Annotated in this window: 19 protein-coding genes; 16 read left to right on the forward strand and 3 right to left on the reverse strand. The window is 60.6% G+C overall.

Annotation, left to right across the window (positions count from 1 at the left end; all coding sequences use genetic code 11):
* Positions 1 to 148: 148 nt before the first annotated feature.
* The 15 genes from AB1555_10555 to AB1555_10625 all read left to right on the forward strand — a co-directional run bounded on the left by AB1555_10555 (position 149) and on the right by AB1555_10625 (position 13,761).
* Positions 149 to 478 (forward strand): hypothetical protein, encoded by a 330-nt coding sequence (locus AB1555_10555; protein MEW6247136.1) that lies wholly within the window; start codon positions 149 to 151, stop codon positions 476 to 478.
* Positions 479 to 652: 174 nt separating this feature from the next.
* Positions 653 to 916, forward strand: coding sequence for an SDR family oxidoreductase (locus AB1555_10560; GenBank protein MEW6247137.1), 264 nt, complete (start codon positions 653 to 655; stop codon positions 914 to 916).
* Between the two features lie 24 nt (positions 917 to 940).
* Positions 941 to 1,804 carry a pirin family protein gene (locus tag AB1555_10565; GenBank protein MEW6247138.1) on the forward strand — a complete coding sequence of 288 codons (864 nt, stop codon included), beginning with the start codon at positions 941 to 943 and terminating at the stop codon, positions 1,802 to 1,804.
* A gap of 40 nt (positions 1,805 to 1,844) precedes the next feature.
* On the forward strand, positions 1,845 to 2,888 hold the full coding sequence (locus AB1555_10570) for an NAD(P)-dependent alcohol dehydrogenase (protein ID MEW6247139.1): 1,044 nt from the start codon (positions 1,845 to 1,847) through the stop codon (positions 2,886 to 2,888).
* A gap of 107 nt (positions 2,889 to 2,995) precedes the next feature.
* A complete protein-coding gene (locus AB1555_10575) occupies positions 2,996 to 3,589 on the forward strand; it encodes a DJ-1/PfpI family protein (GenBank protein MEW6247140.1) in 594 nt (197 codons plus the stop codon).
* A 361-nt stretch (positions 3,590 to 3,950) separates the two neighbouring features.
* Positions 3,951 to 5,078 (forward strand): efflux RND transporter periplasmic adaptor subunit, encoded by a 1,128-nt coding sequence (locus tag AB1555_10580; GenBank protein ID MEW6247141.1) that lies wholly within the window; start codon positions 3,951 to 3,953, stop codon positions 5,076 to 5,078.
* A 32-nt stretch (positions 5,079 to 5,110) separates the two neighbouring features.
* A complete protein-coding gene (locus AB1555_10585) occupies positions 5,111 to 8,191 on the forward strand; it encodes an efflux RND transporter permease subunit (protein ID MEW6247142.1) in 3,081 nt (1,026 codons plus the stop codon).
* Between the two features lie 18 nt (positions 8,192 to 8,209).
* Positions 8,210 to 8,956, forward strand: coding sequence for an MBL fold metallo-hydrolase (locus AB1555_10590; GenBank protein MEW6247143.1), 747 nt, complete (start codon positions 8,210 to 8,212; stop codon positions 8,954 to 8,956).
* 112 nt (positions 8,957 to 9,068) lie between these two features.
* On the forward strand, positions 9,069 to 9,593 hold the full coding sequence (locus AB1555_10595) for a dihydrofolate reductase family protein (GenBank protein MEW6247144.1): 525 nt from the start codon (positions 9,069 to 9,071) through the stop codon (positions 9,591 to 9,593).
* Positions 9,594 to 9,610: 17 nt separating this feature from the next.
* A complete protein-coding gene (locus AB1555_10600) occupies positions 9,611 to 9,982 on the forward strand; it encodes a VOC family protein (GenBank protein MEW6247145.1) in 372 nt (123 codons plus the stop codon).
* 182 nt (positions 9,983 to 10,164) lie between these two features.
* Positions 10,165 to 11,382, forward strand: coding sequence for a Spy/CpxP family protein refolding chaperone (locus tag AB1555_10605; GenBank protein MEW6247146.1), 1,218 nt, complete (start codon positions 10,165 to 10,167; stop codon positions 11,380 to 11,382).
* 654 nt (positions 11,383 to 12,036) lie between these two features.
* Positions 12,037 to 12,309 carry a DUF4258 domain-containing protein gene (locus tag AB1555_10610; protein MEW6247147.1) on the forward strand — a complete coding sequence of 91 codons (273 nt, stop codon included), beginning with the start codon at positions 12,037 to 12,039 and terminating at the stop codon, positions 12,307 to 12,309.
* Positions 12,306 to 12,533, forward strand: a complete 228-nt coding sequence (locus tag AB1555_10615; protein MEW6247148.1) for a type II toxin-antitoxin system MqsA family antitoxin — start codon at positions 12,306 to 12,308, stop codon at positions 12,531 to 12,533. Before AB1555_10610 ends, AB1555_10615 begins: the two co-directional genes overlap by 4 nt.
* A gap of 70 nt (positions 12,534 to 12,603) precedes the next feature.
* Positions 12,604 to 12,834, forward strand: a complete 231-nt coding sequence (locus tag AB1555_10620; GenBank protein MEW6247149.1) for a BrnA antitoxin family protein — start codon at positions 12,604 to 12,606, stop codon at positions 12,832 to 12,834.
* A 537-nt stretch (positions 12,835 to 13,371) separates the two neighbouring features.
* Positions 13,372 to 13,761 carry a DoxX family protein gene (locus tag AB1555_10625; protein MEW6247150.1) on the forward strand — a complete coding sequence of 130 codons (390 nt, stop codon included), beginning with the start codon at positions 13,372 to 13,374 and terminating at the stop codon, positions 13,759 to 13,761.
* Positions 13,762 to 13,971: 210 nt separating this feature from the next.
* Here the strand turns inward: AB1555_10625 and AB1555_10630 are convergent, their stop codons facing one another.
* Positions 13,972 to 14,442 carry a DUF2269 family protein gene (locus AB1555_10630; GenBank protein MEW6247151.1) on the reverse strand — a complete coding sequence of 157 codons (471 nt, stop codon included), beginning with the start codon at positions 14,440 to 14,442 and terminating at the stop codon, positions 13,972 to 13,974.
* Positions 14,443 to 14,510: 68 nt separating this feature from the next.
* Between AB1555_10630 and AB1555_10635 the strand changes: the two genes are divergently transcribed.
* Positions 14,511 to 14,768: a hypothetical protein gene (locus AB1555_10635; protein ID MEW6247152.1), complete on the forward strand. Its 258-nt coding sequence runs from the start codon at positions 14,511 to 14,513 to the stop codon at positions 14,766 to 14,768.
* 45 nt (positions 14,769 to 14,813) lie between these two features.
* Here the strand turns inward: AB1555_10635 and AB1555_10640 are convergent, their stop codons facing one another.
* Positions 14,814 to 16,451, reverse strand: a complete 1,638-nt coding sequence (locus AB1555_10640; GenBank protein ID MEW6247153.1) for a tetratricopeptide repeat protein — start codon at positions 16,449 to 16,451, stop codon at positions 14,814 to 14,816.
* A 435-nt stretch (positions 16,452 to 16,886) separates the two neighbouring features.
* Positions 16,887 to 17,438, reverse strand: coding sequence for a hypothetical protein (locus tag AB1555_10645; protein MEW6247154.1), 552 nt, complete (start codon positions 17,436 to 17,438; stop codon positions 16,887 to 16,889).
* Positions 17,439 to 17,795 lie beyond the last annotated feature (357 nt).

Genomic DNA, 17,795 nt, shown 5'->3' on the forward strand with positions numbered 1-17,795 from the left:
TGCATGATCCCGATGTTCCTCCGCTCATGACCGAAGTGGAACGGTCATTGCCATCTTAGGCTGCATCGGAGGTGCGCGATGTGATCGCAGCCCAACGGGCACGCGTTGGTGCATGCTCATCATTATTGATCGGACACATGGTGGTCTTATGACAAACAAGACTCGACGGAACAGCCGGTCCCAAAAACTGAACATGAAATGGATGGCGGGCAGTGTCAGCCTGCTGCTCATCAGTGCCGCGCTGGAAAGCTTCGCGGAACATGCGCCGGCGGATACCGGCGCGGGCACCATGATTCTGGCTGTCTTTCTGGCCTTCTGGTCCTCCGTTCTCGGCGCCGTCGGCGTGTTCGCCTCCGCGCTGTGGTGGCTTGTCGGATGGCTGGGCGGGCAGGCCAAAGACGCGGCCTCTGTTGCAAGCCGATCGCCCAAGGAGAGCGTCGACGAGACCAAGCCGAAGAGTTTCACCAGAGTCGCTTGAGGCCGACGCCGGTTCGAAGGAGTGGGAGCGGGTGAAGCCAGGAGAAAGGAGAAAAGAACGATGAGCTTGCTCACAGTCTTCATGAGCGATGGCTCACCTGTCTGCGTGCGACGCACAGGCAGGCCCACGCATGATGAAAATCAGGAGCCGGCAAGAGGCAAGGGACTCGGGGCAATGTGGGAAGAGACTCCGACCTCTAGCCGCGGGCCTCTAGCCTCGCGCCTATTCAAAGCAGTGAATACGGTCTCCCCGGGGTATACAATCACCGACATGCTCCCCGCCGATCCCGCTTTCCGCCGTATGGGCGAACAGGCTTCGCCGCTGAAGCGGCTCGGCACGCCGGAAGACATCGCGGACGTCGTGGCCTTCGTCGTCAGCGAAGAGGCGCGGTGGTTGACGGGACAGAATATCCATGCCGGCGGCGGTGTGGTGATGTGATCAGCCGATCAAAAGGAGGCTGCCATGAACGTGTTACCTCGTCACATCGAAACGATCATCGAGCCCGAACCGGTGATTGAAGGCGCGGGCGTACGTCTCAAGAGGAGTATCGCGACCCAGACATTGAACTATCTGGATCCATTTCTGTTGTTGGATCACTTCGAATCGAGCGATCCTCGCGATTATCAAGCCGGATTCCCCCTGCATCCCCACCGAGGCATTGAAACCGTGACCTACGTGCTGCGGGGAGAAGTACAACACAAGGATACCCTCGGTAACTCCGGTTCCATCGGAGCGGGCGACGTGCAGTGGATGACCGCCGGACGAGGCATCATGCACGAGGAAATGCCGCAGGTACGCCCGGAAGGGATCGCCGGATTCCAGCTCTGGGTCAATCTGCCGGCGAAGCTCAAGATGACCAAGCCGCGCTACCAGGATATCCGGGCGGCCCAGATCCCGGAAATCACCACAGCAGGCGGAGTCAAGATTCGGGTGATCGCGGGAACCGTCGACGGGGTCAACGGTCCGGTGACCGGGATTGCCGCCAATCCCACCTACCTGGACGTCTCCATCCCCGCCCGCGCCTCATTCAGCCAGCCGATCGAACGGGGACACACGGCATTTGCCTATGTGTTCGAGGGGGAGGCACAATTTACCGGCGAGACGCGGGAAGACGGTACCTGGGTATCGCACCCCAGGCTTGTCATGTTGGGGGACGGTGACGATGTGAGAGTGGTCACCGGTGATCGCCCTGCCCGCATGTTGCTGGTGTCCGGCAAACCGCTGCGTGAGCCCATCGCGCGGTACGGTCCGTTCGTCATGAACACGCAAGAAGAGATCGAGCAGACGCTGCTCGATCTCCGTCGAGGAACATTCGTCGCAACGTGAGCGAAGGAACGCGGAGAGCCCGAACACAGGAGGTTCGCCCATGCTACCCACAAGAGGATATGCAGCCAGAGGCCCCACCTCTCTTCTCGAACCCTTCAACTTTGAGCGGCGCGAGCCGGGCCCGCGCGACGTGCTCATCGAAATTCTCTACTGCGGGATCTGCCACTCAGACATCCACCAAGCCCGGGACGAGTGGGGCGGCGCGATCTTCCCCATGGTCCCCGGCCACGAAATCGTCGGGCGCGTGACGCAGGTCGGACCAGAGGTGAAGCGATTCAAAGTCGGTGAGCTGGCCGGCGTCGGCTGTTTCGTGGATTCCTGCCGCACGTGCGAAAGCTGCCGAGCCGGCTTGGAGCAGTACTGCGAAGGCCATGTCGCCTGGACCTACAACGGCACCGAGAAGGACGGGAGGACCCCGACGTACGGCGGCTACTCGACTCAGATCGTGGTGGACGAAAACTACACGCTCAAGATTTCCCCGAACCTGCCGCTGGCGAACGTCGCCCCTCTGCTCTGCGCAGGGATCACCACCTACTCGCCGCTCAGGCATTTCAACGCCGGTCCCGGCCGGCGAGTCGGAGTCGTCGGGCTAGGCGGCTTGGGCCATATGGCGGTGAAGCTGGCCGCCTCCATGGGCGCTGAAGTCACCGTCTTCAGCACATCCAAGACGAAAGCGCAGGATGCGCGCCGCCTTGGCGCGCAGGACTTCGTCGTGTCGCTCGAGCCGAAGAACCTCGAGGCCTGCGCCAATCGGTTCGATGTCATCCTTGACGCGGTCTCCGCGCCCCATGATCTCAATGCCTATCTGAATCTCTTGCGCAGAGACGGCGTGCTGGTGCTGGTGGGCGTTCCGGCCAAGCCGTTGGAGGTCCAAGCTTTCTCGCTCATCCTCAAGAGAAGAAGACTGGCCGGCTCGGTCATCGGGGGCATCCGCGAGACGCAGGAGATGCTCGATTACTGCGCCCAACAGAACATCGCGTCGGATGTCGAGGTGATCCCCATCCAGCAGGTCAACGAGGCGTACGAGCGGACGATCAAGGGCGATGTGCGGTATCGCTTCGTCATCGATATGAAAACACTGTAACCGGACAGGCGCCGCGTCGCGCCACGGAAGACAACAAAGCCGGGCTCCGTCGTCTTCATGCCGCCGATCAACCGGGAACTGGGTCATGGTTTAACCGGAGGTGCTCTATGCCAACGCCCAAGGTTCTCATCTTGACGGGTGACGCCGCAGAGTCGCTCGAAGTGCTGTATCCCTACCAGCGATTGAAAGAGGAAGGTTACGAGGTCCACATCGCCGCGCCCAGCAAGAAGAAATTGCGCTTCGTCGTGCATGACTTCGAGCCGGGCTACGACACGTACACGGAGAAACCGGGCTACAGTTGGGACGCCGACCTGGCGTTCGGCGATGTCGACCCGGCCGATTATGCGGCCCTCGTGATTCCCGGCGGGCGGGCACCCGAATACATCCGCAACAACCCGGCCTGCATCCGGATCATCCGGCATTTCTTCGAGCAGGAGAAGCCGGTCGCGCACCTGTGCCACGCCGCGCTCGCGCTGACGTCCGCCGGTCTGCTCAACGGGAGGCGAACCGCCGCCTACCCGGCGCTGGAGCCGGACGTCAAAGCGGCCGGCGCGCACTTCGTCGACTCGGAGGCAGTGGTCGACGGGACGATGGTCTCGGCTCGGGCCTGGCCGGATCATCCGTCGTGGATGCGGGAATTCGTCCGGCTGCTGAAGCAGAAGGCGCCCATAGGCGAGCGCGAAGCGGTCGCGGCCCGGTAGGGGTCGGTGTTTCTTCGTTCCATTCGAGATGGGAAGCCTAAGACATGACGCCTCCGGACATCCATGTCCGGCATCACGGAGGCGATTCCGTTTGAAAACCTGAGCCCTTCTCTACCCTGCTCTTGCGCCGACATTTCGGCACGCGCCGATAGGACGGCGTTGTGACTCCGGCATTTCGCGTTTTCTTCTCCCCCTTCACAATTTGCCTCAGTAAGCAATCCTTCAATTCATTCAGTAGTTAGACTTTCCCTCCTGTCCGGTACACGTCTGGAATTATCGTTGCTTGACTCCAGGATAGTTTTTCATATGTTCAAGGTTCGACAAGGGTTATCGTCTACAACGACTCGGGGAGGCGAAGCGCATGGAAGGTTATCGTTTGATCCGATCCTTGCTGTTTCTCTTCATGGTTGTCACGGTCGGTGTGGGACTAGCCGGATGGAAGTACAAGTCCATCCACGAAACCCACGCCGCCGCCGAGAACCAACCCGAGCCGATGGAATCCGTGACGGTCGCGGTCGCGCGGGAAGTTGAGCACCGCCCGATCGCCACCTCGATCGGGACGGTCCTGGCGCTGCGGTCGATCACCCTCCGCAACGAGCTGTCCGGCACCGTCCGCGAGGTCAGATTCACACCCGGGCAAGTCGTCGAAGCGGGAACGGTGCTCGTGGCGCTCGACGTGTCCGTCGAGGAGGCCGACCTGAAGGCCCAGCAGGCGCAGGCCGCCCTCGCGAAGACGGTGCTCGCCCGCAGGCAGAACTTGAGGAAGGACCTCGCCACAGCGCAGGAGGAAGTGGATCGGGCCCGCGCGGACCTGGATGTCGCGCTGGCTCAGATCGCGCGCACCAAGGCGATCATCGCCCGCAAGACGATCCGCGCGCCGTTCCGCGCCCGGGTGGGCCTGGCGGACGTGCATCCCGGCCAGTACCTCAACGAAGGCACTCACCTCACCACGCTGCAAGGCGTCGAGGATGCGGTCCATGTGGATTTCGCGGTTCCGCAGCAGGTGGCCGCCGCCCTGCGGGAAGGCGACCGCGTCGACGTGTTCGTCCCCGGCGACTCTTCCCCGATCGCCGCCAAGATCATCGCGCTGGACGCGCGCGTCGACCCGACGACCCGCAACGCGATGGCTCGCGCGAGAATCGAAGGCGTTGCCAACGCGCCGGCGCCTGGCGCTTCTGTGCGCGTCCGGGTTCCGATCGGCCCTGCGCGCAAAGCCGTCGCAGTCCCGGTGAGCGCGTTGCGAAAGGGTCCGGGCGGCGACCAAGTGTTCATGATCGCGCTGGAGAAGGACGGCAAGACCCGAGCGCGCGTGCGGCACGTCGAGAGCGGCGCGATGCTCGGCGACGAGGTCGTCATCCACGCCGGGTTGTCGGCCGGCGAGCGGGTGGCCGCTTCGGGGTCCTTCAAATTGCGCGACGGCGCGCTCGTTGCGGTCGCCAAAGACGAAGGGGATGCGCGCGGACAGGACCAGGTGATCAGCAGACGCTGAGCGAACCGCAACGAGGCGACGAGGACACAGACATGCGCTCCTTCACCGATGTGTTTATCAAGCACCCCGTGCTGGCGGTGGTCGTCAATCTCGTGATCGTACTCGCGGGATGGCGGGCGCTGACGACTCTGCCGGTGCAGCAGTACCCGAAGATCGAGAGTTCATCGGTGGTGATCATGACGGTCTACTACGGCGCCGGCGCCGAGACCGTTCGCGGCTTTTTGACCACGCCAATCGAGCGCGCCGTCTCGGCGATCGGCGGCGTCGACTATATCGAGTCGACCAGCCGCGCCGGCCTCAGCACCGTGACGGTCCATCTGAAGCTCAACCACAGCAGCACGGCGGCGCTGGCCGAGGTCACGGCGCGGCTCCAGCAGGTTCGTTCGGAGCTGCCTCCGGAAGCCGAGCCTCCCGTGATCGAGGTGCAACGCGCCGATCGGCCGTACGCATCGTTCTATCTCAGCTTCACGTCCCCTGAGCGGAGCGTGCCGGCTATCACCGATTGGCTCGTGCGCACGCTGCAACCGCAATTCGCGACACTGTCCGGCGTCCAGCGGGTGACCGTCGAGGGAGGCCGCCAGATCGCCATGCGCGTCTGGATCGATCCCGACCGCCTCGCCGCATTCAATCTCTCGCCCGGCGACGTACAGGCGGCCCTGCGGCGCAACAACTACCTGGCCGCCGTCGGCCGGACGAAGGGCAACCTCGTGCAGGTCAACCTGCTCGCGAACACCGACCTGCGTTCCGCCGAGGAGTTCGAGAATCTGATCGTCGCGGACCGCGAAGGCGCGATCGTGCGTCTGAGGGACGTGGCGCGCGTCGAGCACGGGGCGGAAGAGGCCGACATGGTGGCGAAGTACAACGCCGCGGAGGGCGTCTACCTCGGAATCTGGCCGCAGGTCGGCTCGAATGAGATCGAGGTCGCCCGCCGGCTGCGCGACGAGATGGAACGCATCCGGCCGACGCTGCCGAAGGACATCGACATGCGGCTCGTCTGGGACGGCACGATGTTCATGCGGAGCGCGCTGACGGAGATCACCAAGACGCTCGGCGAGACCATCCTCATCGTGGCGACCGTCGTATTCCTGTTCATGGGGTCCGTGCGCACCGCGCTGGTGCCGCTCGTCGCCATGCCGGTCTCGCTGGTCGGGGCGGCGATCTTCATGCTCGCCTTCGGCTTCAGCCTGAACCTCCTGACGATCCTGGCGATCGTGCTGTCGGTGGGCCTGGTCGTCGACGACGCGATCGTCGTCGTCGAGAACGTCGAGCGGCACGTGCGTCTGGGCAGATCGCGGACCGAGGCGGCGCTGATCGGCGCGCGCGAGCTGATCGGCCCGATCATCGCCATGACGATCACTTTGGCCACGGTCTACGCGCCGATCGGCTTCCAGGGGGGCTTGACCGGTTCGCTCTTTCTGGAGTTCGCAATCACGCTCGCCGCGGCGGTGGTCCTGTCGGGCATCGTGGCGGTCACACTCTCGCCGGTCATGAGCTCGCGCTTCGTGCACCCGCAGGGCAAGGAAGGCCGGTTGACCGCGCTGGTCAACCGCGGCTTTGAGCTGGTGCGCCGCGCGTACGCGAGGCTGCTCGACGCCGCGCTGGAGATGCGCTGGGCGATCGTGACGGCTTCGCTGCTCGTCATGGTCGCGGCGTGGCCGCTGTACACGTTCTCGCGACAGGAACTCGCGCCGGTCGAGGACCAGAGCCACATCAGCCTGTTTTTCGAAGCTTCGCCCGACTCTACGCTCGAAGCGACCAACCGCGAGCACCTGCAGGTCGTGAACGCCCTCACCTCGTTTCCCGAAACCGATTTCACGTGGTCGCTGACGGCGGCATGGGGCAGCTTCGGCGGCCTGGTCGCGAAGAACTGGACGGAGCGTGAGCGCTCGACGGAGGACATATTCGGCGAGGTATACGGCGCGGTGTCGCAGGTGCCAGGCCTTCGCGTCTTCCCGCGCCTTGACCCTCCTCTACCGACTCCAGGGCAATACGACGTCGAGCTGGTACTGCAGAGCGACGCACCGGTCGGGCAGATGCTCGAGACAACCGCCGCGGTGCTGGGCGCCGGATGGCAAAGCGGCAAGTTCCTATACGTAGACACCGATCTCAAGATCGACCTGCCGGAGGCGCGCGTGGTCCTCGACCGTGAGCGTCTGGCCGACCTCGGGCTCGACCTGGCCGGCGTCGGCCGAGAGCTTGGGACGCTGCTCGGCGGCGCGTATGTGAACCGTTTCAACTTTTTCGACCGCAGTTACAAGGTCATCCCCCAGGTCGGCGACAAAGACCGCGCCACCGTCGATCCGTTACTCGACCTCAAGATCAAGACGCCGGGGGGCCAACTCGTACCGGTGTCGACGTTCACGCACATCGAGACAGGCGTCGCGCCTCGCACCTTGAACCGCTTCCAGCAGCGCAACGCCGCACGGGTCTTCGGCGGGGTCAGACCGGGCGTCACCAAGGAGGAGGGGCTTCGCGTGCTCGAAGCCGCCGCGGCGGCGGGCGGTCCTCACGTCGTCCTCGACCATGCGGGCGAATCGCGGCAAATCCGCCACGAGAGATCCGCGCTGACCGTCACGTTTGGATTCGCGCTCGTGCTCATCTATTTGGTGCTCGCGGCGCAGTTTCAGAGCTTCCGCGACCCGCTGATCGTCCTGCTCGGCTCGGTGCCGCTGGCGGTCTCGGGCGCGCTGGTGTTCAGTTTCCTGGACCTGACCACGATCAACATCTACTCTCAGGTCGGGCTGATTACGCTGGTGGGGCTGATCGCGAAAAACGGCATCCTGATCGTGGAGTTCGCGAATACGCAGCAAGTTCGCGGTTTTTCGAAGGCGGCCGCGCTGCGCCAGGCGTCGCTCACGCGGCTGCGACCGGTGCTGATGACCTCGGCGGCCACTGTTTTCGGGCACCTCCCGTTGGTGCTGGTCTCCGGGCCGGGAGCCGCGGCCCGCAACAGCATCGGGACCGTACTCGTCACCGGCATGACGGTCGGGACGCTGTTCACCTTGTTCGTGGTGCCCGTGTTCTACTCGCTGATCGCGGCGGAGCGTCAGCCGAGCCCGTCATACGAGGAAATCGAGGAAGAGAAGCCGGTGATGGCAGGAGCAAGGGGATGAAATGATTGAGGAGGTCCTATGCAGAACAGCGCCAGGGTGGCGGAGATTGCCCCCGACCATTATGTCATCTCGGTCTATGTCCCGGAATTCAACCTCCGATTTAACCATTTCCTGATCAAGGACGAGGAGCCGCTGTTGTTTCACACCGGCATGAAACAGATGTTCCCGCTTGTCCGCGATGCGGTCGCGCGCATCATTGATCCTTCCACATTGCGCTGGATCTCGTTCAGCCATTTTGAAGCCGACGAATGTGGGGCGCTGAATGAATGGTTGGCGTTGGCGCCACGGGCAGAGCCGGTGTGCGGTCTGGTCGGGGCGCTCGTCAGCGTGAATGATTTCGCCGTCCGTCAGGCGCACGTGCTCGCGCATGACGAGATTCTCAAGACCGGCAAGTATCGCTTCCGGCTTCGTCAGACCCCGCATGTCCCGCATAACTGGGAAGCAAGCCTCTTGTTCGAGGAGGTGACGCGTACGTTGCTGTGCTCGGATCTGTTCACCCATGAAGGAGAGGTGGAGGCGATCACCGAGTCGGACATAGTTGATCGCGCGAAGCGCGCGTTGATCGAGGGGCAGCAAGGACCGTTCGCGAACGCATATCCCTACACACCGTTGACTGAACCGATCCTGCTCGGGTTGGCGGATCTCCGGCCGAACCAGTTGGCGGTCATGCATGGATCGGCGTTCGCTGGGGATGGCGAACGGGCGCTGCGAAACTTGGCAACCGCCATGCGAGAGGTTCTGGGGCCGGGCGTGGAGAGAACGTAAGCACGTTGCTGCAGCCGTTTTGTTATGTCGCGCAGGCAGACTGCAGCAACCGTGTTGGTTCGGCGGCCTGAACGTCGCATCCATGATCCGAGTTGCCGGTGAAAAGTAAGAGGTGAATAAAACCATTTTGTACATCGCTGTGTCGCTCGATGGTTTCGTGGCAGGAAAGAATGACGATATTTCCTGGCTCTTCCGATACAACGACGTCGACTACGGATACGATGATTTCTTCTCCGGCATCGGCGCAATCATTCAAGGCAGGCTGACCTATGATATCGAAGTCCAACACGGGTGGGAGTTCGCACACAACGTTCCTATTTTTGTTCTCTCTCATCATGTGCCGGAGCGTAAGCCGCAACGCGAAGACGTGGTCTTTACCGCCGATGATATTGCAGAGGTTCTGAAGAACGCGAAACAACTGACAAGCAAAGATGTGTGGATTGAAGGTGGGGCCAACGTGGCGCAGCAGTTCCTCGAGAGAGGGCTTGTCGATGAAATCGTACTCTCGGTAGTTCCGGTGATCCTCGGAGACGGAATCCGGTTGTTTGGGAAAACTCATGAGCGCATTGAGCTCTCGCTGCGCCGGGTGAGGCAATTCGATAAGGGGTTGGTTCAGCTCATATATGCCCGAGGATGAAAGGGAGTTTCTTATCCATGGCGATCACTCTGAACCATACGATCGTGCCGGCGCGAGACAAGGTCGCGGCGGCGAAGTTTTTCGCGAGGATTTTCGGATTGCCGTTCGACGAGAGCGCAGTCGGGTATTTTGCGCCCGTGCAAGTCAACGAGACGCTGACGCTCGATTTCGACGACGACGTCGACCGGTTCGACGTCCATCATTGCGCGTTCAAGGTCAGTGAAGAGGAGTTCGACGCGATCTTCGGCCGTATCCAGGCCGAAGGCATTCCCTACGGCAGCGAGCCGCGCGCCTTGGAGAATATGGACATCAACCATCGCGGCGGCGGACGCGGGGTGTACTTTCGCGACCCGAACGGGCATATCCTCGAACTGCTGACCGTGGGATAAAGAGATCGTCTCTCGCCGATCGTGAAGCATGATTGTTGGTCTGTCTGGTCTGTTTGGTTCGAGTAACGAGAGAAACCGGACAATTCCCCCAGTAGTAGACGGTCATTCACGAACTGCTGGACGTGCTGCGTGAGCAAATGAAACAAAGTTTCCCCTTTTCCTCGACAGCAAGGAGTTCACCGATGAAAACACTCATGTTGGCGATCGTGATGGTCGGCGTCATGTCGAGCTACGCGTCGGCCCAGCCACAGGAGATAGAGTTTACGCCGGGTCCGCGGATGATCCGCGCCATCGAGCAACTGGCCGGATCCTATGCGCACCTCGGCCAACATCTCGGGTTGACGGCGCAGCAGAAGGAGGCGATGGCCGGGCTCGTTCAGCGGATAAAGACCGAGATGTGGATGAAGGAGGCGGTGCTGGTCGGCATGTTCCAGGAGTTGGAGGAGAAGCGCCGCTACGGGTTGTTGCAGGACAGTGAGTACCGCGTTGCTAATGCGCTGACCGGAGGCATCGAGACCGATGAGCTCAATCTCTTCATCGAGACGCTCGCCGCCCTGCGCGGCGTGCTGACGGCCGATCAACAGGCCAAGCTTCGCGCGGCGTCGCATCCGACGATGGGGTTCCGTCTCTCGCAGGGATTCAACACGAAAATCGGCTTGATGTCCTTGGAAGGGATCGGACGGGTCTACAACGGCTACCGCGACGAGCTGCGCCTGACCGAGGCTCAGGCGCAAGCCGTTCACTCCCTGCTCGAAAGCGCCCGGCGCGAGGTGCTGCGATTAGGCACGGAGATCGATCTCAGCCGCGTGGAAGCCGATGAGCTGGTGATGCGGCCGGACGTGGATCCCGAGGTGATTCGCGCCAAAATGCAGAAGACCGGCGAGACGGAAGGCGTGCTCTTCAACAAGCTCTTCGCGGTCTCGGACCAGATCAACGCGCAGTTGACGGAGGAGCAGCGGAAAAAGCTGGCCGAACTCAAACAGACCTCCCAACGCCAGGCCGCAGGCAGGGAGCCGACGGGTCATGCGGGGACCGGTTATAGAGAGCGCCAGGGCTTCCTCGGCTTCGATTACTTTCTCGATCAAATCGGGCGCCTGGGGCTTACGCCGGAACAGGTCGCAGCGTTAGTGGCTGTGAAAAACGAGACGAGAAAAACGGTCTTGATCGAGCAGGCGAAGCTCAAGGGGGCCGAACTGAAACTCATGAACCTTCTTCGTGATCAGGATTCGCGGACACCGGTGTCCGAAGAGAAGATCGCGACCGCCGTTCATGGCCTTGAAGAAGTGCGGAGCAGGATCACCCACGTGAAGGCGCTCGGCTATCTCAACGCGCGACAGATCCTCACCCGAGAGCAGCAACAACGCGTGCATCCTCCGCAGACGCTTGAGGACGGCAGGTAGGAGCTTGCCGGCATTCGCTCCGGGATTGGCTGTTTGGTCCTCCACGGCGCCCGCACGATCTTATCTCGTTGTTCGTGAAGCGTGATTCTTGGTCTATCTGGTTCGTTGGGTCTATCTGGTTCGTTGGGTCTATCTGGTCTGTTTGGTTCTGTGCACGAGATAGACCAGATAGACGAGACAGACCATCTTCGCTTGCCTTCCGCATGTGCCATAAGCATATACGCCATACGCTCCTCCTCCCTCTATGCGACGCTGCTGGGAACCGCTGGGGATGTCAGTGGACCTTTGGCAAGTGAGCTTCAGAAATGGTGGGATTGCTTCCCTCGTATGGGTTGACACCGTAGCTACTGATAAGTAGTCTGTCCCCATTTCCTTGTCAGAGAGACCGAATAGACCAGACAGACCAGATAGACTGCCCTTGCTTGCTCCTCGCCCCTTGCCCCTTGGCTCTGGCCTTCCTACTAATTGGGGCGGCGTCGCCGGGGACGGCGGTGTCAGAAAGATTTTGACTGACACGCCGCACAGATGGGATTTCTGATCCAGCATAGGTTGACACCGACTCCAGCAAAAAGTAGCCTGTCTTCGGCTGTTGCCGTATCAGTACAGAGCGGCAGCGCTTGATCTCTGATAGGTACCACTAGTGAGGAGTTCTGGTTGAATAGACTCGTCTTCCGTGTTCACGCGATTAAGCGCATGTTTCAGCGACACATTTCCGAGATCGATGTGAAGGATGCGCTGGAAAACGGTGAAACAATTGAGACATATCAGAATGACAAACCGTATCCCAGCAAACTCGTGTTGGGATGGTGTGGCAAACGCCCTTTGCATGTCGTGGTCGCAGAGAATAGCGAGAATCAGGAAACCATTACAGTGTACGAGCCTGATCCTCAGGAATGGGAGGACGGTTTGAGAAGGAGGCGACGATGAAATGCGTCATCTGCAAGAATGGAACAACCCGGGCGGGGAAAGCGACAGTCACGCTGGAAAGAGAGGAGACAACCCTCGTCATCAAAGGCGTTCCTGCCGAGGTGTGCGAGAACTGCGGCGAAGAATACGTGGACGACAAAACCACCGCCCGTTTACTGAGAACAGCCGAGGAAGCTGCAAGGGCCGGAGTTCAGGTGGATGTGCGCTTGTTTGAGGCAGCATAATGAAGAATCCAGAGAAACGATGAAAAAGAAACGATCCGGATCATCAGCGCGAGACAAGCGAGCCGGAAAGATGCCCGACTCGCAGATTGATTGTTTCGATATCCCGGAAGCGACGGATGCAAAATTGAGACGCATGCGCCGCGTTGGCAGGCCATCCAGTGGAATAGCGAAACAGCTCATCGCCATTCGTCTGTCACCACGTCTCTTGCATCAGTTGCGGAAGATGGCCGGCCAGCCAGGGAAACCGTATCAGACGCTCCTTCACGAACTGCTGGAGCGAGCCGCTTTTCGAGCTGCGTGAGCAAATGAAACAAAGATTCCCGACCCTTTTTTCCTGCTCCGACCCCTTTTTCCTGCTCTGCTCGTTGTTGCACGCGTCCGGTTGAGTGATGGGTTAGGCCGCAGACTGATAGACCTGGTGGATTTTCTGGTCAATTCGCTCCCTGTACTTCGACAAGTAGTCGTCGAGGGACTTTCGTTGTTTCCCCGAGTGCGAAGGATCACCTGGTAAGGCTGGAGGGTGGGCCACTCGAGCCGAGTGAAGTCGCGACCGGGGGGAATCTCGACATGTATGTGCGGAGGCGGGTGATCGTTAGTGCGAGGGGATTAAAAGGGGTCGGAGGGGATTAAAAGGGGTCGGGAGTCTTAATTGCTTGAAACAAAGATTCCCTTTTTCCCTTTTCTGACGGTCGGGGCCGATAGCGCTGCTCAGACAGAAAGCAACCCCGGAAATCCTTTTGTCTTGCTCTCCCATTGGCACATCCGCCCTAGGTGAATAACCTGCTGCCGTTCCGCATCCCGTCCCCATGGGCAATCCCACCCATACAAGGAGGATTCTATGCCGCCGTTCATGCATGCCTATGCCCAGCATACCTATGCGCTGATGCGCATCGTCGCCAAGTTTCTGTTTCTCTGGCATGGGACGCAGAAGTTGTTCAGCATGCCCATGCCTCCTCCACCCCAACTGCCGTCCTTTGTGATTGCCATTGCCGGGCCGATCGAACTGGTGGGCGGCACGTTGGTGATGATCGGACTGTTCGCCGGATGGGCGGCGTTCCTCTGCAGCGGGCTGATGGCGTTCGCCTACTGGATGGCGCACGGCACGCAGGCGCTCTTGCCGATCCAAAACATGGGAGAGCTGGCCGCCCTGTATTGTTTTGTCTTCTTGTGCATCTCCGCCCACGGGTCCGGGATCTGGAGCGTGGACGCGGCGCGCAAAACCGGTTAACCCGCATAATTCATGACGGTTCGTCGCGTTTCACCCGTTGCTTTGGCCCATTGCAGTTGGCAGAGCAATGGGCGCCCCGAGCAACGGGTGCCCGGGAGTCGCGTCGCGTAGGACCCATTGCACGGAGCAGAGCAATGGGTACCCCCAAGCACAGCCGCGAAGGACTGAGGCGTACCGGGGACCCGTTGCCCGGCTTCGTGCAACGGGTGGTCAGTACGTTGACCGACTAAGTGGCGAGCACGCCGGGGACCCATTGCTCCGGGAATGCAATGGGTGCCCAACAGCGTAATCGGGGCGCCCATTGCGCATCGCTGTTGCAATGGGCCCAGGCAGTAGAAGTGTTTGTGAATAATCCGGGCTAGGAAGTGCGTGAAGGTCGGGATCTGTGCTTGCCTGGCGCGGGTGAGCTCCGGCGTCGCGGCGCCCTGGGCCAGCGCTTTGTTCGTGCGGCGGCGGAGGCGCATGAAGTGCGGTCATCCACACGCCTGACATGAAGCGGATGACGGCGCCGTGGACGACGACTCCGTCATAGAACACCGCGATGTTGCGAACGGCTTCGGCGAAGAGGGCAAGATCGCGTACTTTGCGCGAGCGCAGATCCGACAGCCACACGCCGATCAGGCCCGCTCCCATGAGCATCACGCCGACCAGATGGACGAAGCGGAGCAACGAATAGGTCATGGGCCAAGTATGCGCTTGTTCAACGGACGGGAAAAGCGTAAGAGAGGGCTATCAGGCGAGTCGTCTCTATGGCCTACCTTCGCTATTCGCGCGACTGTGATTGGCATGTCTTCGAGGAGACCAACGAAGGTGAGGCTGAGCGTCGTCTTGTCGTGCACCACAAGGATCACGAGGCTGAGGGTGGGTCGTATACCGTGAGCATGATTCAGAAGATGTTGGAGTCCGAAGATTATTCCGGCATCCCGGGGTACCATCCGCGCTATCGACGACTTCTCCGCGAAGCGTTCGAAGCATGGCTGAGCGAGCAATCCAGCCCGGAAATTTAGTGGCGGCGCTCTGTCGGCTATTAGCTCCGACCCCTGACGGAGGGATTACGACGACTGGCCCGGCTCAATGATCCGGAACCTGACTTCATCGACATGCGCATAGGCGGACGTCCGTTCGCCCTCGAACAACCCGCAGCGGTAGAGACCCGGCGTCCATCCGGCTTCAGGACGGGACAATAGGAAGTAGCCGGACTGATCGTTCGTAGACATGATGACCCGGTCCTGCGCTAAGGCGCGCTGCTGTCCGGCTATTTCCGATGTTTCCAAAAAGCATTGCGCCGTGAGCGGCACTGCATCATAAGAGGCCGACACCAGTCCAAACACCAAGTAGATCTCTTGTTGAGTGGTGGGAAAGCTATCCGACGGGTCAATCGGAATAAATTCGTGCGCACCGGTGGGAGAATCATCCCGCATCACCTTACTCGCCGGGATGACGAATCGAAACCAACTGAAATCGGCGTCTCTGCCCATGAGCGATGCCCGCGTGTCCAACGGCTTCTGCGGCTGAAGCGGCTCGGCCGCTATTTTTGCGTACAGGTCTTCCTCCGAAGCACCCGCCGAACCGGATGGTTCTCCGGATGGAGGACGGTCCGCTTCGGGAACATGGGGGCGAACCTTCTCGATCCATCGGGCCAGTTTCTTTTTGTCCAACACGCGCGTTCCGGGCGGGATCGCGACGTTCTTATTGCTTTCCTCAAATTCGACGGCCGCCTCATAGAGGATTTGAAAATGGACCAACGCTTCCGACCATCGACCCAACTCCACGAGGCATTGGCCCATGCGAAACACCGCATCCGCATATTCTTCGTCGCTTGGATCGAGGCTGGACATCGTTCGGAACATGGTCAGAGCTTCCTCGCACCGGCCGAGTTCCATCAAGATCAACCCCAACTGATGAGCGGCTGTGGAATCATTGGGGTTGAGGTCCAGGACTCTCCGATAAATCGGCTCGGCCTCCTGATAACGACCCGCGGCGAACAGCCTCCATGCGTCCGCGCGAATGGAAGCCCATTCCTGGCGCTGCGCCCCTGTCCCTTCCGGAGTCAGAACAATGTTCGAGCGCCGGCCTCGTTCGGAGGTGGGGCCATAGATCACGGACAGCAGATTTTTGGCGGGGATCTCCAGCGGAGAACCGGACGGCATCTTCTGCAAAACCTGTTGAACTTCGCGATACGCGCCCGGATAGTCCAGGACGTCGAAGCGCGCCCGAGCCAGCGCCAACCGCCAACCGAGCAAATCCGGAACGAGTTCCACGGCCTTCTTATAAGACTCCAGCGATTCCTCAAGGCGATCGAATTTTCGGAGTTCTTGCGCCAACCGCAAATGAACAAGCGGGTTCCGGCCGTCGACTCGCGCAATGCGCCGTAATTCGGCGATCGCCTCCTCCGCTTGTCCCGAGCGAACCAACACTCCCCACCTTGCCCATCGGACGTCCAACGCCGTTGGTGTCCTTGTGAGAACCGCATCGTAGGCCCCAACCGCTTCCTGCAGACGACGGGATGTGGCGAGAACATCTCCGCGTAATTTGCGCAGTGTGAGCGCGTCGGGATTGTCATGAATCCCTTGGGCCAGGATATCCAGCGCAAGGTCGACAGCACCGCTCTCCCACACGCCTTTGGCGCGTTCGGCCGCTTCCTCCTCTGAAAGGAATTGAGGATCACCGCCAAACGCTCCAGAGCTCATCGTCAACGTCAACACGAGTAGCACACCAAGGCGCATCGCGACGTCACGACAGCTTGACCAAACCACCAGTTCGCACATGCGCAGCCGAGAATATCGCCTCATGAGCAGGCTCGACTTTCTTTGGGTCAGGTGAATTCTATCAGGAAGCCACGTACCGATGAAACCGACCACAGCGCTTGTTGCTCGATACCAGGCCGCCTCTTTCAGTTTGAAGGTCTCCGTTCAGGAGGAGACGAGCAAGGCCGGAACGACCCGCGGCCCGTCCGGTTAGAGCCGGAGCAGGAGAGAAGGATTCGCGCCTCGCGGCGGCGCTCTTCATGTATTCGCGCTTCGGCGTGACGGAAATCCCACCCCCACCCTTCCCTCCCTTCCGAGGGGGAGGGTGAGGGAGCAGTATTTCCGCCACCCTCGCGGGCGGGCGGACGAGCCGGAGCCTTACGCGCCCGGGTCCTCAGGAAATCGGAATGTCTTGAAGTTCGGGTCCGCATCGATGGAACGGTCGACAATCGGCGGGCATTGGAGAAAAGGCTTGAGGTCTCGCAGCAGTTCGTTCCTTTTTCTTTTTGCGATGTCGCAGGCCAGCGCCTTGCAGGACTTTTCGAACTCTTCAGCGGCTCGGACAGCGGCAGCGGCGTCCCGGCCGGACTCCAGATCGAGCCAGGCCTTGTGCTGCTGAATCGCCTGATCCAAGTCTGCCAGATGCTTGTCCAAGCCGCGGAATTGGTTTTCTTTCCTACAGCGACTGCGCCCGCCGGAATCGGGCGAAAAATCACACTGCCTGTCGCGTATTCTGGATTCTTCGCGGATTAAGCGTTGGGCCTCCTGAGAACATCGGAAATACTCGTCCGTGTACTGAGCCCTGCGCGCTTCTACGAACTCATCGAGCCGGTCAGGTTGGAAGTAAGATCGGAACCAGGTCTCGAACAATAGGGATTCCTCGGCGAAGGCTGGCACGCTCGCGCCCAGCGCCAGGAGAAGCATCCCCATGAAGAGAGCTCGTTTCATCATGTATCAGGTCTGGAATGACTGACTATCGCAAAATCATCCACCTCAGAGAAGACCGAAATCAAGGGGGTCTCGGCAATCGAGAGAGCGAGGCAAAATCAGAGTCGGAATAGGCACATGGGCGTATCACTTCGTACTGGAGACCCGCCTCTGCCGATATATCGGCATCCGCCGAGATACCGGCAAAACCCTCTTCGTCACTCTCCGATCGTCTTCACCAGTCCTCGACCTACCACGATCGATTCTCTCCAACTTTTCATTGGCTTGCACGTTCTGGTCAATGGTCGAGATTCTCTGGAACAGCGATTGCTGAAGGCTATTGTGAAGGCACAAGACGAA

This window comes from Nitrospirota bacterium, from assembly GCA_040755395.1.
Classification (GTDB): domain Bacteria; phylum Nitrospirota; class Nitrospiria; order Nitrospirales; family Nitrospiraceae; genus DATLZU01.

Coding starts and splice junctions, on each gene's coding strand:
- AB1555_10555 (MEW6247136.1), top strand. CDS start 149: ATGACAAACAAGACTCGACGGAACAGCCGGTCCCAAAAACTGAACATG.
- AB1555_10560 (MEW6247137.1), top strand. CDS start 653: ATGTGGGAAGAGACTCCGACCTCTAGCCGCGGGCCTCTAGCCTCGCGC.
- AB1555_10565 (MEW6247138.1), top strand. CDS start 941: ATGAACGTGTTACCTCGTCACATCGAAACGATCATCGAGCCCGAACCG.
- AB1555_10570 (MEW6247139.1), top strand. CDS start 1,845: ATGCTACCCACAAGAGGATATGCAGCCAGAGGCCCCACCTCTCTTCTC.
- AB1555_10575 (MEW6247140.1), top strand. CDS start 2,996: ATGCCAACGCCCAAGGTTCTCATCTTGACGGGTGACGCCGCAGAGTCG.
- AB1555_10580 (MEW6247141.1), top strand. CDS start 3,951: ATGGAAGGTTATCGTTTGATCCGATCCTTGCTGTTTCTCTTCATGGTT.
- AB1555_10585 (MEW6247142.1), top strand. CDS start 5,111: ATGCGCTCCTTCACCGATGTGTTTATCAAGCACCCCGTGCTGGCGGTG.
- AB1555_10590 (MEW6247143.1), top strand. CDS start 8,210: ATGCAGAACAGCGCCAGGGTGGCGGAGATTGCCCCCGACCATTATGTC.
- AB1555_10600 (MEW6247145.1), top strand. CDS start 9,611: ATGGCGATCACTCTGAACCATACGATCGTGCCGGCGCGAGACAAGGTC.
- AB1555_10605 (MEW6247146.1), top strand. CDS start 10,165: ATGAAAACACTCATGTTGGCGATCGTGATGGTCGGCGTCATGTCGAGC.
- AB1555_10615 (MEW6247148.1), top strand. CDS start 12,306: ATGAAATGCGTCATCTGCAAGAATGGAACAACCCGGGCGGGGAAAGCG.
- AB1555_10620 (MEW6247149.1), top strand. CDS start 12,604: ATGCCCGACTCGCAGATTGATTGTTTCGATATCCCGGAAGCGACGGAT.
- AB1555_10625 (MEW6247150.1), top strand. CDS start 13,372: ATGCCGCCGTTCATGCATGCCTATGCCCAGCATACCTATGCGCTGATG.
- AB1555_10630 (MEW6247151.1), bottom strand. CDS start 14,442: ATGACCTATTCGTTGCTCCGCTTCGTCCATCTGGTCGGCGTGATGCTC.
- AB1555_10635 (MEW6247152.1), top strand. CDS start 14,511: ATGGCCTACCTTCGCTATTCGCGCGACTGTGATTGGCATGTCTTCGAG.
- AB1555_10640 (MEW6247153.1), bottom strand. CDS start 16,451: ATGAGCTCTGGAGCGTTTGGCGGTGATCCTCAATTCCTTTCAGAGGAG.
- AB1555_10645 (MEW6247154.1), bottom strand. CDS start 17,438: ATGGGGATGCTTCTCCTGGCGCTGGGCGCGAGCGTGCCAGCCTTCGCC.